The following is a 14010-nucleotide window of genomic DNA, read 5'->3' as shown; positions in this document are numbered from 1 at the left end:
CTCCCCAAGGCTGAAGGCTGAGGAGATCGGTCCGCATGACGCAACGCCCCCGTCAGGATGAACGCGCTAGAGAAGTCTGGTTCGAATACGTCCTGACCGCAGGCCGCTTTTCGGCTTGGCCTATCCGCTGGCAAGGCTGGTTGGCTACGGCTCTCCTGATCGTCGGACCGATCACGGGGATGATGGCCATCGCCAAACTCGCGCCTGGCGTCCCGCCGTTCGTCCTGGTTCTCGGCGCCATGACCGCCTGCTTCGGCACGGTGTTTCCGTTGGCCTACTTCAAGGGCCGCCCCGCAAAGTCACGGGGTTAACCGAGGACTGTGGCCAGGGCGTTGACCACGCGCTCGACGTCGCCGTTAGTCATCGCCGGATAGAGCGGCAGCGTCAGGCAGCGCGCGTACCAGGCGTCCGCGCCGGGCAGGTCCGCGACGCCATAGCGTTGGGCGTAGTAGGGCTGGCGATGGACCGGAATGTAGTGGACCTGGGTCCCGACGCCCTGGGCCTTGAGGCTCTCGACGACGGTGCGCCGCGAGATTCCCTCGGCCTCGAAATCGATCAGCACGGTCAAAAGGTGCAGCGCAGCGTCCGAATGGTCGGGGCTGGTCGCCAGTCGCGCGCGCGGAGCGCGCTCCGCCAGCAGGCGCGCGTAGAGCGCCGTCAGGTCGCGACGTCGCGCCACGAACCGGTCCAGTTTCGCCAGCTGCGACAGGCCCAGCGCGCAGAGCACGTCGGGGATGCGGTAGTTGAAGCCCAGCTCCGGCATCTCATACCACCACGGGTCGCCGCCCGGCTGGCGCACCATGCCATGTGAGCGCAGCAAGCGCGCCTTGGCGGCCAGGGCCGGATCGTTGGTGGTCAGCATGCCGCCCTCACCCGTGGCGAGCGTCTTGACCGGGTGAAACGAGAAGCTGGCGAAGCTGGAATAGGCGCCGTCGCCGACCGGGTGGGCGACACCGTCGAAGGTGGCGATCGAGCCCAGGGCGTGCGGGGCGTCCTCAACGAGCACCGCGCCCGAGGCGCTGGCCATGGCCTTGAGCGCGGGAAGATCGCAGACGTCGCCACGCAGGTGCACCGGCAGCACCGCCTTGACGCGCTTGTCGCGCGCGCCGGCCAGGGCCCGAGCCAGGGTGTCGGGCGTCATCAGCCCGCTGTCGGGATCGACGTCGGCGAAGACGACCTCGGCGCCCACATACCGGGCGCAGTTGGCGGTGGCCAGAAAGGTGACGGACGGGGCGACGCAGACATCCCCCTCTCCTATGCCCAACGCCATCATCGCCAGATGCAAGGTCGCCGTACCGTTGGAAACGGCGATCGCGTGATCGGCGCCGACCTTGGCGGCGAAGGCGGTCTCGAAGGCCTCGACCGTCGGACCGGTGGTCAGGAAATCGCCGCGCAGGGCCTCCGCCACGGCGGCGATGTCATCGTCCTCGATCGTCTGCCGGCCGTAGGGGAGAAAGCCGCCCGTCACGTGGCCTTCTCCTCCAGCATGGCCAGCAGACCCTCTGGGCTGAGCCAATCGTGGTTGTTGTCGCTGCTGTATGAGAAATCCTCGGCGACCGGCTTGGCGCCGTCGGAGGCGGCGTAGGGCTCACGACCGAACTCGGCGAAGTTGGGCTCGATGGCGTAGCGGTCGTCGAACTCCACGGTCGATCGGGCGTCGTCGGCGCTGATCATGATCTCGTGCAGCTTCTCGCCGGGACGGATACCGATCACCTTCATGGCGGCCGTCGGCGACATCGCCTTGACGAGATCCGGCATGGCCATCGAGGGGATCTTGGGCACGAAGATCTCGCCGCCACGCATCATGGTCAGCGACGAGAGCACAAAATCGACGCCCTCGTTCAGTGTGATCCAGAAGCGGGTCATGCGCGGGTCGGTGACCGGCAGCTCCGTCGCGCCCTGGCTCAACAGACGGCGATAGAGGGGCACCACACTGCCGCGCGAGCCGACGACATTGCCATAACGCACGACGCAGAACCGCGTGCCGATGTCGCCCGACAGATTGTTGGCCGCCACGAAGGTCTTGTCCGAGGCCAGCTTCGTCGCGCCATAGAGGTTGGTCGGATTGCAGGCCTTGTCGGTGGACAGGGCCACCACCTGCTTCACGCCGTTGCTCAGGCTGGCCCAGACCACGTTCTCGGCGCCCAGCACGTTGGTGTGGATGCACTCCGAGGGATTATACTCAGCCGCCGGCACCTGTTTCAGGGCCGCGGCGTGGATGACGATATCGACCCCGCGCAGGGCCAGGGTCAGGCGCTCGCGATCGCGCACGTCGCCGAGGAAGAAGCGCATCTTGGCGACGGTCGCCTCGTCGAACTGCTCGCGCAGCTCGATCTGCATGTCGCTCTGCTTCAATTCGTCGCGGGAGTAGACGATGACCTTCCGGGGGTCATAGCGGCGCAGGATGGTCTCGATAAAGCGCCGGCCAAAGGAGCCGGTGCCGCCGGTGATCAGGATCACCTTGCCGTCCAGATCGAGGGATTTGGGAGAAAAACGACCCAATTTCAGCCTCCTGCGACGCTGCCGACGCTCAACCCGGTTCGGAGGCGCGGCCACGATTCGTGGTTAACGCCCCTTGATGCGCCACCACACGTAAAGAGGACGTCAACCACGTCGCGCTACAAAGCGATATGCGCCGAGATCGCCTTCTGTCCCTTGCCCTGCTGGCCGTGCTTTCCACGGCTCCCCTGCTCGCGCCCACGCCGGCCCTCGCCGGCAAGGGCAAGGACGACAAGAAAGAGCAGGTCACCTATTTCGCGCTGGCGCCGATCAACGCCGTCATCCTGCGACGCGATGGTCGTCGTGGCGTGATGACGGTCGAGACGGGCCTGGAGATCAAGGACGCCAAGCTGATGGAGCGCGCCCAGGCCTCGACGCCTCGCTTGCGCGCAGCCTTCGCCCAGACCTTGATGGTCTACGCCGCCGGCCTGCGCGGCGGCGCGCCGCCGGACATCGACCATATGGCCCGCGAGTTGCAGAAGACCGCCGACCAGGTGCTGGGCAAGCCGGGCTCGAAGGTTCTCCTGACCTCGGCGATGGTCAACTAGATCTTGGCCTTGCGGCGCGCGCGAAAGAAGCCGCGCAACAGATCCGCGCTCTCGTCGGCCAGCACGCCGCCCGTCACCTCAGGCCGCCAATGGCAGGTCGGCTGGGCGAAGAATTTCGGACCATGCACCACGGCGCCGCCCTTCGGGTCGTCGGCCCCGAACACCACCCGCCCGATCCGCGCATGGCTGATCGCCCCGGCGCACATGGCGCAAGGCTCCAGGGTCACCACCAAGGTCAGGTCCGTCAGGCGATAGTTGCCAAGCTTGGCGGCCGCAGCGCGCATGGCGGCGATCTCAGCATGGGCGGTGGGGTCATGGGCCGCGATCGGGCCGTTGCCGGCGGTCGCGATCACCTCGCCGGTGCTGGGATCCAGGATCACCGCCCCGACCGGCGTTTCGCCGGCCTCGGCTGCGGCGCGCGCGGCGTCGAGCGCCAGGCGCATCATGCGGTGGTCTTGATCCTCGCTCTCATCAGTGCGCATTAGAAACCGAAAGCCCATCGAGAGATGCGCCCAGCCCAAGAAGGACGCGCCATGACCAAACCCCACGATCCCCTGTACGAGCCTCACCTCGACGGTCAAGACGGAGATCTCGACGGCGGCCCCGGCGAGCGGGTCGCCAAGGCCCTGGCGCGGGCCGGCGTCGCCTCGCGGCGCGAGGTCGAGCGCCTGATTGAGGCCGGCCGCGTGGCGATCAACGGCAAGGTGCTGACAACGCCCGCGGTCAAGGTCGCGCCGGGCGACTTTCTCACCGTCGACGGCCAGCTGGTGGCCGAGCGCGAGCCGACGCGGATCTTCCGCTACCACAAGCCCACCGGCCTGATGACCACCCACCATGATCCGAAGGGTCGGCCGACGGTGTTCGGCGCCCTGCCCAAGGATCTGCCCCGTCTGATCTCGGTGGGTCGCCTGGACTTGAACTCCGAAGGCCTGCTGCTGCTGACCAATGACGGCGAGCTGTCGCGCGCGCTTGAGACGCCCAGCAACGCCTGGGTCCGCCGCTACCGCGCCCGGGCTTTCGGCGACACGACCCAGGCCAAGCTCGACAAGCTGAAGGACGGCGTCACCATCGAGGGCGTCACCTACGGGGCGATCGACGCCAAGCTCGACAAGGCCCATGAAAAGGCCGGGGGCGGCAAGAACGTGTGGATCACGGTCAGCCTGTCGGAAGGCAAGAACCGCGAAGTCCGCAAGGTGCTGGAGTCGCTCGGCCTGAAGGTCAATCGTCTGATCCGCCTGTCCTACGGTCCGTTCGCCCTGGGAACCCTGGCCGCGGGCCAGATCGAGGAGGTCGGCCCACGCGTCATCCGCGAGCTGCTCGAAGGCGTTGTATCGCCCGAGAACATGCCGACCGGCGACCGGCCCAAGTTCGCGGGGATCGCCAACCCCACCAAGGCCCCGGGCACCGAAGGCGGGGGCGAACTGCAACGCCGGGGCGCGCCGCGCGCCGATCGGGCGGTGATCCTGGACACGCCGGAGAAGCCCGAGAAGCCGGTCTACAAGCCCGGTTGGGCCAAGCCGAAGAAGAAGGCCTCGCCACACGGTCCGCCCAAGGGCGCCGGCAAGGGTCCGGCGAAGGGGCCTGCCAAGGCCAAGCGTCCGGCCAAGTCGATCGAGAGCAAGTTCATCGACATCGGCAAGCCCGCTGCGCGCGGCAAGCCGGCCGCGCCTCGTCCGGGCGCAAAGCCGACCGACGGCGCGGCGCGGCGTCTGTCGGAACGCCCCGGCAAGCCGACGACCCGCTCAGGCCCTCCGCGCGGCCCCAAACGCTGATCAGGCGGCGGCTGGGGCGGACAGGCCAGTCCAGCGGCGCAGGGCGGGCCAGCGCATCCAGAGTTCTGAGATCCCGATGAAACCCGCCAGCATCACCACGGCGCTGGCGACCAGTCCCGGCTGAAACTCCCGCGCTGCGTCGGGCTGCAAGGTGATCGGGCGCAGCAGCAATACGATCGCGGCGTTGTTGGCCGCGTGGACGCCGATGCCCAGCTCGATGCCGCCCAGGCGTAGCGCCATCCAGGTCAGCCCCGCCCCCATGGCGGCGCGGAACAGGAAGGCGTCAAGATTGGGATCCAGGTGAATGGCCGCGAAGAGCAGGCCGTTGAGCGCCATCAGGGCGATCGGATTGCGGATATAGGCTGCGCTCTGCTTCAGCAGCCAGCCGCGAAAAAGCAGTTCCTCGGCGGCCGAGGCCAGGATCAGCAGGACGATGGCGATGATGGCGTAGAGCGAGCGCCCGACCAGATTGGGCGAGACCTTCAGCACGACCGGCTCGAAGACGTGGCCAGAGACCACGGCGACGAGACCGATCACCACCGCCATCACCACGCCGACCAGCACCAGTCCGCCCAGCACCAACCGCCAGCGCAGCGGCTGTCCGTCATTGATGTAGTCGCCGAAGGGCCGGCGCTGGATGGCGGCGGCGGCCATGACGAACCCGATGGCCGCGCCCAGGTTCATGCCCGCCAGGCAGGCCAGGATGAAGAGCGACTGTGGTCCCGTAGGCTCGGCGAGATCGGGCTTGGAGAAGACCTGGAACAGGTCGGTGGCCGCAGCCGCGCCATCCAGCCCGCCGACGACCAGCATGAAGGCCAGGACCGCCGCCAATGCGCCGAGCAGACCTGTCACGGCGCCGGTGAGGATCCCGACCGGGATGACGAGCGCGGTCCGCCGCGGGTCGCGGTCGTGGGGCGACAGGTCGGCCAGGAAGCGCGAACGCCTCACGGTCTCCATCAGTCCGCCCATTCGCATCGCCCGTTCATCCTGCCCACGGGGACTAAGACGGGGCGGCCGCGATCTTGTAAAGCGCCCGCTTGCCGCGCGACGCGGACGGCGGCACACATCCGGTTACGACTTGTAAGAGGACCAGCATGCGCGATCAGGATTCAGGCGCAGGACACAAGCGCCGCGTGATCGCCCGTTCGGTTCGGGAAGAGGCCGCCTGATGCGCATCGTTTCCGGCCAGTTTCGCGGCAAGGCCATCGCCGCCCCGCTCGGCGACGCGACGCGTCCGACATCGGACCGTGCGAGACAGGCCGTGTTCAACATCCTGGAACACGCCGCCTGGGCGCCCGAACTTCATGGCGCGCGGGTGATCGACGTGTTCGCCGGTTCCGGCGCCCTGGGCCTGGAGGCCCTGTCGCGCGGGGCGTCCTTCTGCCTGTTCGTCGAGACCGACGATGCGGCGCGCGGCGCCATCCGCGAGAACATCGACGCCATGCACCTGTTTGGCGTCACCCGCGTCCATCGGCGCGACGCTACGGACCTTGGCCCGCGCCCGGCCAGCGCCGGCGCGCCCTTCGACATCGTCTTCCTCGACCCGCCCTACGCCAAGGGTCTGGGCGAGAAGGCCGTGGCGGAGCTGCGCACGCACGGCTGGCTGGCCCCCGGCGCGATCCTGATGTTCGAGCGGGGGCGCGGCGAGGTCGATCCGGCGCTGGACGGCTTTGAGCAGATCGACGCGCGCGACTATGGCGCCGCGCGCGTCCTGTTCTTCAAGCTGACGGGCTAAGGGCTCGTCATCCCGGAAGCCTCTGAGAGGCTGTCCCGGATCCAGAGGCTGGAAAGATCACCAGGCCTTGGCGCCGACCCGATTATCGAGTTGCGCCCGGAGATTGGCGAGGCCCAGCCGGGTGATCCGGTAGGGGCCGCCATCCTGGCTGGCGATCAGCCGCTTCCGCTTCAGGGACTGGAAGACAGCGACCGTGCAGTCGGTCAGCGCCCAGCCGTCGCGGGTGAGGCAGTCGGCCGAGATGATCCGGCCATTGTCATCACGTTCGAGTTCGATGCGGCCGCCTTGGGCCAGCGCGTGCAGCGTGCGTTGCTGCGGCTTTGAGATGTTCAAGGGATTGTCCGAGAGATCGAGGCGTACGATCGCGCTTCCACCAGGCGGGAAACGCGGGCGGAGCGGGCCTGACGACTTTCGAACCGAGGTTCGGAGCCTGTTAGGCCCGGGCCTCGCGCACAATCTCGGACATGAACCACACAAGAGAGGTTGACGACGCAACCATGCGCCAAGCCGCGCCAAGGCTCAAGCACCCCAGCGCGCCGGCCCTCGGCAGACGTCGTTTGCAAGGCGATGCGGCGAACACTTGCGCTCGCTCCAAGGGAGCGGCGCGCTCATAAAGATGGCAAAAATAAAGCACTGATCATAAGTAAATCGCGATCATCCAAGTAATGGCGCTGGGCAATCGATTGTAGAAAGATGAAAATCTCGTAATGCTATCGGATATGTAATCTACATGTCAGGCTTGTAACTTGAGATGAATGTTCGGAGCGTTCAGACCTGTCGTCACTGAGGGGAACCAGTGATGACCAAGACCATGCTTCTGGCCAGCGCGGCCGCCATTCTGCTGGCCAGCGCCGCCCAGGCCGCCGACCTGACGCCCGAGCAAGTCGCCGCCCAGGCCGAAGCCGCACAGCGGGGCGTGCTGATCTTTCAGCCCGACTTCTTCGCCGCCCAGCGCCCCAACACCGCGCTGGAGATGGTGCAACGGGTGCCCGGCTTCTCGGTGCAGGACGGCAGCGGCGCCCGGGGTTTCGAGGGCGCGGTCGGCAATATTCTGATCAACGGCGCTCGCCCGGCCTCCAAGAACGACACGGGCAGCAACGTGTTGTCGCGCACCCAGGCCAACCGGGTCGAGCGGATCGAGTTGATCCGTGGCGGCGCGCCGGGCGTCGACATGCAGGGTTATTCGGTTGTCGTGAACGTGATCCTCAAGAAGGGCGCCACGCGCCAGTCGATCCTGACCTGGAACACCAGCCAGTTCGACGGCGGCCGTGATCTCTACGGCGGCAGCTATCAGTTCACCGCCACGAACGGCGACAAGAGCTGGGGCGTGACGCTGAGCGACGGCATCGGCAGCAGCGACTCCAATGGTCCGGGGACGAACATTCGTCGCGACGGGACCGGCAAGATCATCCGCGACGAGAAGTACCTGAACGACAGCTGGGGCGGCGGACGCAGCATCCGGGGCAACTATTCGGCGCCCCTGGCCGGCGGCAAGATCGAAGCGACGGCCCGCTTTGGCGTCGGTGACTGGAACCAGTGGCAGACCCTGACCTCGGCGACCTCCGAACGCCGCAGCAGCTATGTCGACGAGGACCACTCTGGGGAGCTCGGCCTGACCTACACCCGCCCGCTGGCGCCCAATTGGGCCCTGGAGACTCGGGCCATCCATAGCTTCGAGAACATCGAAAGCGTCTCGACCAACGATGAGACGCTGAATGGGGTCAAGGCGGCGCAGCAACGCTTCACCGCTGAGGGCGACAGCAGCGAATCGATCTTCCGCGCCCAGGTTCGCCACGACTGGAGCAAGGCCGTCACCGTCGAGACCGGCGGCGAGATGGCCTACAACATGCTGGACGTGAAGCAGGCCTATTCGGTGGGCGGGGTGGCGGTGCCGCTGCCCAGCGCCTCGGTCAAGGTCGAGGAACTGCGCGGCGAGGCCTTCTCCAAGGCCACCTGGCGGGTCAATCCGCGCCTGACGCTTGAGGGCGGCCTGCGCCTGGAGACCTCGACGATCAAGCAGTCGGGCGATGCGCAGAACGAGAAGAGCTTCTTCTACGCCAAGCCCCGGTTCCTCGCGACCTGGACGCCGGTGGCGAACAACCAGCTACGCTTCCGATTCGAACGGCAGCTGGGCCAACTGGACTTCGAGGACTTCGCCGCCTCGTCGGACCTGGAGGACGGCAATGTCTATGGCGGCAATGTCGAGCTGAAACCCGAGCAGCGCTGGATCACCGAGATCGGCTATGAGCGTCGCTTCTGGGGCGAGGGCATCTTCGCGATCACCTACCGCCATGACGAGATCATCGGCGTGATCGACCGCCTGCCCCTGCCAGGCAACCTGTCGGCCGTCGGCAATATCGGCGACGCCACTCTGGACCGGCTCAGCCTCAACATCGTGGTCCCGACCGACAAGCTGGGGATCACGGGCGGCCGCTTCACCTTCAAGAACGACTGGAACGAGACCCACGTGAAGGACCCCACGACCGGCAAGGATCGTCCGATCTCCGGCGTGCGCCCGACCCAGGCCAATATCGGCTTCCAGCAGGACCTGCTGAAGTACAAGACCCAGTGGGGGATCAACTGGCTGCCGCTGCTGGGCCAGGGCACGTACGACGTTGACCAGACCAGTGTCTGGCGCGGGGCGCAGTACTATGAGGCCTTCGCCGAGTACAAGCCGACCCCGAGCCTAGCGATCCGTGCGCAGTTGAACCTTTGGGACGACTTCAGCATCCGTCGTACGGTCTTCGCCAATCGCGGCCCTAACCGCGCGATCGCCTTCGTCGAGGACCGCGCGATCAATCCGCGCACCTTCTGGCAGCTCCGGATCCGCCAAACGTTTTAGCGTGTGGGGAAACCCGCCAGAAAACCGCTGACCTCGGCGACGAACCAGTCGCGGGCGTCGCGGTGGATGTAATGGCCGCCCTTCGGGGCGGCCAACAGACGCGCGGCGGGCCAACGCTGAACCAGCTTGGCCTGCTGCTCGAGCCATAGCCCATCGAAGCCGCCCTGCCCGGTCTGAGCGCGTGTCAGGATCAGGGTGGGCGTCGCACCGCCAGGCGTCTCCGCCTCTTGCCGCTCGATACGGTCCAGCGCCTCGACCTCGCGGCGTCCGCCCGGCGGAAACGCATATTTGAGCAGCGGCGGGAACGCACACCCGCGCTTCAGCTTGGCCTTGCAGGCCGCAGTGAAGCCGGTCGGCCGGGTTTCCTCCAGCACGAGGCCCGTGACATCTCCCGGATTGCGGGCCGCGAAGTGGGCGGCGAAGACGCCGCCCAGCGAATGCCCCAGAAGCACGGGCTTTCGCACCTTCAACGCCGCCAGCAGCCCCTTCAGCTCAGCCTCCGCCCGCTCGGCGTCGTGCACACGCGGATCATCGGCGCTGCCGCCATAGCCCGCACGGTCATAGGCGATGACGCGCCAGCCCTGGGCCAGCCGGGGGCCGACCGCGTCGAACGTCTCGGCGCCGTCACCAAGACCGCTGACCATCACCAGCGTCCGCTCGCCGGCGCCCCATTCGCGATAGGCGACCTTACGCCCGTCGACCGTCACCTCGCCGGCCTGCGCCAGCGAGGCGGTCAGCACCAGGGCGGCGCAAACGCTACTGATCGTCAGGCCGCGCATGGGCTCGCCCTAACGCTTCAGGCGCTGGATCAGCGCGGCGGTCGACGGATCGTGCTCGCCCGTCGCGCCGCTTTCCAGCTCGGGCAGGATGCGGTTCGCCATCACCTTGCCCAGCTCGACGCCCCACTGGTCGAAGGAATTGATCCCCCAGATCACGCCCCTCGACGAACGTCTTGTGCTCATAGAGCGCGATCAGGGCGCCGAAGGTCTGTGGCGTCAGGCGCTCCAGCAGCACCAGGGTCGAGGGCCGGTTGCCGGCGAAGGTGCGCTGCGGCGCCAGGGTGGCGATCTCGGCGTCGGACACACCCTTGGCCTTGAGCTCAGCCACGACATCGTCCGTGGTCCGCCCGACCATGAAGGCCTCGGCCTGGGCCAGGAGGTTCGAGAGCAGCTTCTCGTGCATGCCGGCCGGGCCTTCGTCCGACTGGGCGACGCCGATCAGCTCCATCGGCGTGATGTCGGTCCCCTGGTGCATGCACTGGAAATAGGCGTGCTGGACATTGGTGCCCTCGTCGCCGAACACCACCGTGGCCGTGCCGCGCTTGGCCGGCTGGCCGTCGGGACCGACCGACTTGCCGTTGCTCTCCATCTCCAGCTGCTGGAGGAAGGCGGCCAGGCGGCGCAGGCGGTGCGAGTACGGCACGACCGAGCGGGCCCGGCGGTCCAGGCCGTTGCGATTGAAGATCTGGGCCAGGGCCACCAGCACCGGCGCATTCTGCTCCAGCGGCGCGGTGCGGAAGTGCTCATCCATGGCCGCGCCGCCGTCCAGGAAACCCTGGAACGCGTCCCAGCCCGCCGCGACGGCGACCGAAAGGCTGACTGACGACCACAGCGAATAACGGCCACCGACCCAGTCCCAGAACCCGAACACGCGATCGTCCGGCACGCCGAAGGCGGCGGTCTTGTCCAGCGCCGTCGAGATGGCGGCCAGGTGCTGGTTCGCCTCCTGCTCGCCCAGAGCCGCCACAAGCCAGGCGCGCGCCGCGCCGGCGTTGGCCATGGTCTCCTGGGTCGTGAAGGTCTTGGAGACCACCATCACCAGGGTCTCTTCGGGGTCCATGTCGGCGGTCGTCAGGGCGAACTCGGCGCCGTCGACATTGGCCACGAAGCGCAGGTCGATCGATGGCTTCACCGGTCGCAGGGCGTCCCACAGCAGGCGCGGACCCAGGTCGCTGCCGCCGATGCCGATATGCAAGATCGCCTTGAACGGCTTGCCCGTCGCGCCCTTGATCGCCCCTGAGCGCACCGCCTCGGCGAAGATCTTCATCCGCTGGCGGACGGCCTCGACCTCGGCCATGACCGGCTGGCCCAGGGCCTTCACGTCGCCCCCCGCCGGCGCGCGCAAGGCCGTGTGCAGCACAGCCCGGCCTTCGGACGAATTGATCGCCTCGCCGCCGAACATGCGGGCGCGGGCGCCCTCGACATCGGCCGCGTGGGCCAGATCAAGAGCGGCCTCGAGACCCGCCTCATCCCAGGCCTGCTTCGACAGATCCAGATGCAGGCCGGCGACGTCCAGGGTCAGGGCGTCCAGCCGCCCCGGCTCGGTGTCGAAGAACTCGACGATACGCTTGTCGCCAGCGGCCTTGGCGGCGGCTTCAAGGCGGGTCCAGGCGGCGTCGAGATCGGCCATGTCGTCCTCACAGGTTTGGTAAATCGCTGTTTACGGACCCGGGCTTATCAAACAGGCGCCGCCGCGTCATGGCAGACCAATGACGTTTTTTGCGGGAGCCCCCGATGTCCTGTGACGCCGTCGCCTTTTCCGCCATGCTCTGGATGGCGTCGTTCAATCCAGGGCAAGGCGCGGGCCCTATGCCGGCCGTCGCGCAGGCGCCCGCTGTTCCCGCCTCCGTCGCGGGCGAGCCCCTGTTCATCGACATCGTCAAGCGCGCCCGCCAACTGAAGGCCCAGACCGAGGCCTATCGCGCCCACCTGGCCAAGGCCGATCCGGCCGGCGCCGCCGCATCTCTGAAAGCCTTCGACGCCTTCACGGGCAAGATCAGCGAACTCGCGGCCCTCGACATGAAGGGCCACCTGACGCTGAAGGAGCGCGGCGCGGTCGACGATCTCAAGTGCATCCTGCGCGGCATCAGCCAGGATCTGCCCGAAAAGCTCTCCGCCATGCGCGCCGCCACGACCATCAAGGCCCAGGACCTTGCGCTCCGCGACATGGCCTATCTGCTCAACGACAATGTCGAGGTAATCATCGCGCCGCCTCGGCCCGCGGCCTGAACGGCGCGATGAGGGTTAGGCGTCCTTGTACTTCACCGAGCAGCCATAGGGCGTGACGAACGGCGTGGCGACCTTGCGGCCGGCCTTCAGGTCGGACAGGGCGGCGGCCACGAGGTTCTTGGCGCCCTGGATGTCCTCGACCTTGTTGGTCGGCTTGTCGTCGATCGCGCCCTCATAGACCACCGCGCCGGTCTTATCGATGACGAACATGTGCGGTGTCGTCTTGGCCTTGTAGAGCGTGGCGACCTTGTTATCGCCATCGAGCAGCAGGGCCGTCGGCTTGGCGCCCCGCGCGTTCATCCAGGCCTTGGCGGCCGCGCCGTCGGCGAAGTGCCCCTGCTTGCCGGGGGCGGACGAGGCGATGGTCAGCCAGACCACGCCGTCAGCGCGCGCAGCCTGCTGCAGGCCTTGCATGTTGCCGGCATAATGCTTTCGGACATAGGGGCAGCCCTCGTTGGTCCATTCCAGGACCACGGTCTTGCCGCGAAACTCTGACAAGGAGCGAGTCTTGCCGTCGGCGTCGATCGCCGTGAAGTCGGGCGCAGGACGGGCATGGGCGACGGCGGGAACAAGAGCGGTCAGCGGCAGGGCGGCGGCCACGAGGCGGCGCGTGATCGACATGTCGGGTCTCCAGCAGCAAAAACGAGCCCCAAGCTCTCACAAACCCGCGATCTGCGGAAGATTCGCAGTCGCAATCTTGTGGAGGGTCGAAACTTCGCCATACAGACTTGATCCACAGGCCCTGGCCGCTCAGAAGACCATCTCCAGCCTCCATGCCCCGAGCGTCGATGTCCCGTTCGAGAACCGCCCTCGCCCTGATCGGCGCCGCCCTGCTGTTGAGCGCCTGCGCCACGCAGACCAGCACGACCGTCTTCGTGCCCGTGGTCGCGCCGACGCCGCCCAGTTCGCTGACGCCGCAACCGATCATGCTGTTCAACCAGACCAAGGACGGCCGCAAGCTGTTCACGCTGGACGCGGAGTTCCCCTACTGCGACGTCGAGACCGGCAAGGTGATCGTGGTGCCGCGCTGGTACGTCACCGACTTCGCCAGCGTGCCTTGGTATGGCCAAGCCTTCATCGATCCCCAAGGCCCGACGGCGCGCGCGGCCATCATTCACGACTGGCTCTACACCATCGGTGAGCCGGGCAAGCGCGAGGAAGCCGACCAGATCTTCCTGCGGGCCATGCTGAAGTATGGCGTTCAACCGTTCCAGGCCAATGTCGCGTTCAAGGCGGTGCGCCTGGGCGGCGAGAAGGGCTATGGCCTGCCGACCGACTGGCGCTTCATCGATCCCAAGCGCCAGGACCAGACCCAGTCGGCGCCCTTCGCCAAGCCGCGTGCGGGCATGGTTCGCTACCTGCCCAGGTGCCAGGGCTTCAACGCCCTGATCCAGACCGGTTGGCGCGCCTATCCGATCAAGACCGCGCCGGTGAACGTGCCGCCACCGGTAGTGGTGACCAAGACCCCGCTGGACCAGGTCAAGGAGAAGCTGCCGTTCGGCGGCGACAAGAAGAGATAGGGGCTAGAGCGTGACGCCGAAAGTGGGAACCGGTTTCGGCTTAAGTCACGCTCTAAGTATCTGATTTAGAGCCTTTTTAACGCCTG

The 14010-nt window shown here is 67.2% G+C and carries 14 protein-coding genes and 1 pseudogene; 7 read left to right on the top strand and 8 right to left on the bottom strand.

Annotated features, from left to right (window positions below; genetic code table 11):
• Window positions 1–35: 35 nt before the first annotated feature.
• Entirely contained in the window at window positions 36–311 is a 276-nt protein-coding gene (locus OVA11_RS04155) for a hypothetical protein (RefSeq protein ID WP_268066302.1), read from the top strand.
• Here the strand turns inward: OVA11_RS04155 and pseC are convergent.
• On the bottom strand, window positions 308–1468 hold the full coding sequence (gene pseC / locus OVA11_RS04150; RefSeq protein ID WP_268066301.1) for a UDP-4-amino-4,6-dideoxy-N-acetyl-beta-L-altrosamine transaminase: 1161 nt from the start codon (window positions 1466–1468) through the stop codon (window positions 308–310). The genes OVA11_RS04155 and pseC overlap by 4 nt on opposite strands.
• On the bottom strand, window positions 1465–2502 hold the full coding sequence (gene pseB, locus OVA11_RS04145; protein WP_268066300.1) for a UDP-N-acetylglucosamine 4,6-dehydratase (inverting): 1038 nt from the start codon (window positions 2500–2502) through the stop codon (window positions 1465–1467). The genes pseC and pseB overlap by 4 nt, the downstream gene beginning before the upstream one ends.
• Window positions 2503–2630: 128 nt before the next feature.
• On the opposite strand from pseB, the gene OVA11_RS04140 reads away from it, so the two are divergent.
• On the top strand, window positions 2631–3047 hold the full coding sequence (locus OVA11_RS04140; RefSeq protein ID WP_268066299.1) for a hypothetical protein: 417 nt from the start codon (window positions 2631–2633) through the stop codon (window positions 3045–3047).
• On the opposite strand, the gene tadA is transcribed toward OVA11_RS04140, so the two are convergent.
• Window positions 3044–3529, bottom strand: a complete 486-nt coding sequence (tadA, locus tag OVA11_RS04135) for a tRNA adenosine(34) deaminase TadA (RefSeq protein WP_010918120.1) — start codon at window positions 3527–3529, stop codon at window positions 3044–3046. The genes OVA11_RS04140 and tadA overlap by 4 nt on opposite strands.
• Before the next feature lie 51 nt (window positions 3530–3580).
• Between tadA and OVA11_RS04130 the strand changes: the two genes are divergently transcribed.
• Window positions 3581–4819, top strand: a complete 1239-nt coding sequence (locus OVA11_RS04130; protein WP_268066298.1) for a pseudouridine synthase — start codon at window positions 3581–3583, stop codon at window positions 4817–4819.
• On the opposite strand, the gene OVA11_RS04125 is transcribed toward OVA11_RS04130, so the two are convergent.
• Complete coding sequence (locus OVA11_RS04125; protein WP_268066297.1) at window positions 4820–5794, bottom strand: CPBP family intramembrane glutamic endopeptidase; 975 nt, start codon at window positions 5792–5794, stop codon at window positions 4820–4822.
• A gap of 193 nt (window positions 5795–5987) precedes the next feature.
• Between OVA11_RS04125 and rsmD the strand changes: the two genes are divergently transcribed.
• Complete coding sequence (gene rsmD / locus OVA11_RS04120) at window positions 5988–6554, top strand: 16S rRNA (guanine(966)-N(2))-methyltransferase RsmD (protein WP_268066296.1); 567 nt, start codon at window positions 5988–5990, stop codon at window positions 6552–6554.
• A 57-nt stretch (window positions 6555–6611) separates the two neighbouring features.
• On the opposite strand, the gene OVA11_RS04115 is transcribed toward rsmD, so the two are convergent.
• Window positions 6612–6887 carry a YjhX family toxin gene (locus OVA11_RS04115; protein WP_012639915.1) on the bottom strand — a complete coding sequence of 92 codons (276 nt, stop codon included), beginning with the start codon at window positions 6885–6887 and terminating at the stop codon, window positions 6612–6614.
• A gap of 463 nt (window positions 6888–7350) precedes the next feature.
• Between OVA11_RS04115 and OVA11_RS04110 the strand changes: the two genes are divergently transcribed.
• Complete coding sequence (locus tag OVA11_RS04110; RefSeq protein ID WP_268066295.1) at window positions 7351–9396, top strand: TonB-dependent receptor plug domain-containing protein; 2046 nt, start codon at window positions 7351–7353, stop codon at window positions 9394–9396.
• On the opposite strand, the gene OVA11_RS04105 is transcribed toward OVA11_RS04110, so the two are convergent.
• Both OVA11_RS04105 and pgi read right to left on the bottom strand, forming a co-directional pair.
• A complete protein-coding gene (locus OVA11_RS04105) occupies window positions 9393–10175 on the bottom strand; it encodes an alpha/beta fold hydrolase (RefSeq protein ID WP_268066294.1) in 783 nt (260 codons plus the stop codon). The genes OVA11_RS04110 and OVA11_RS04105 overlap by 4 nt on opposite strands.
• A 9-nt stretch (window positions 10176–10184) precedes the next feature.
• A pseudogene (gene pgi, locus OVA11_RS04100) lies at window positions 10185–11805 on the bottom strand (glucose-6-phosphate isomerase).
• A gap of 104 nt (window positions 11806–11909) precedes the next feature.
• Here pgi and OVA11_RS04095 point away from each other — a divergent pair.
• Window positions 11910–12404 carry a hypothetical protein gene (locus tag OVA11_RS04095; protein ID WP_268066293.1) on the top strand — a complete coding sequence of 165 codons (495 nt, stop codon included), beginning with the start codon at window positions 11910–11912 and terminating at the stop codon, window positions 12402–12404.
• 15 nt (window positions 12405–12419) lie between these two features.
• Here the strand turns inward: OVA11_RS04095 and OVA11_RS04090 are convergent, their stop codons facing one another.
• Window positions 12420–13025: a thioredoxin family protein gene (locus OVA11_RS04090; RefSeq protein ID WP_268066292.1), complete on the bottom strand. Its 606-nt coding sequence runs from the start codon at window positions 13023–13025 to the stop codon at window positions 12420–12422.
• A 152-nt stretch (window positions 13026–13177) separates the two neighbouring features.
• Here OVA11_RS04090 and OVA11_RS04085 point away from each other — a divergent pair, with 152 nt between their 5' ends.
• Entirely contained in the window at window positions 13178–13924 is a 747-nt protein-coding gene (locus OVA11_RS04085; RefSeq protein WP_268066291.1) for a DUF1353 domain-containing protein, read from the top strand.
• Window positions 13925–14010: the final 86 nt, after the last annotated feature.

This window comes from Caulobacter sp. SL161 (genome assembly GCF_026672375.1).
GTDB lineage: Bacteria > Pseudomonadota > Alphaproteobacteria > Caulobacterales > Caulobacteraceae > Caulobacter.
Note: the sequence above shows the minus strand (reverse complement) of the source record. Positions and strands in the feature narration are given on the sequence as shown.